At 48.5% G+C, this 406-nt stretch carries 1 protein-coding gene; it reads left to right on the top strand.

Going from position 1 to position 406, the window contains the following annotated elements; translation table 11 throughout:
- Nucleotides 1-406 (top strand): hypothetical protein (locus PZH32_RS11555; protein ID WP_275208403.1); only part of this gene is annotated, 406 nt, incomplete at both ends.

Genomic DNA, 406 nt, shown 5'->3' with positions numbered 1-406 from the left:
ATTCAGAATGCAGTGAGGATGTGTTGGATCGGAACTGGCAGCGGCTGGTGCTGACCCATCTGGAGGAAAAGGAACATAAAGGAGTTCTGACGGGATCGGTTATTACAGATATGAAGATCACACTGACTTCAGGAAAAGCCCATCTGAAGCATACGGAGGGCGGGGATTTCCGACAGGCAACTTACCGGGCTGTGCGGCAGGGACTGAAAAAAGCAGAAAGCGTACTGCTTGAACCGTATTATGAGTTCAGGATCGAATTACCTTCTGAAAATGTGGGACGTGCCATGACGGATATACAGAACCGTTTCGGAAAATTTGAGGCACCGGAAACGTTGGGAGAAATGACTGTGCTGACGGGAATTGCACCGGTATCGACTTTAAGCGGTTATCAGAAAGATGTCATTGC

The organism is Adlercreutzia equolifaciens (assembly GCF_029076695.1).
In the GTDB taxonomy this organism is placed as follows: Bacteria; Actinomycetota; Coriobacteriia; order Coriobacteriales; family Eggerthellaceae; genus Adlercreutzia; species Adlercreutzia equolifaciens_A.
This window is presented reverse-complemented; position numbering and strand designations above follow the sequence as displayed.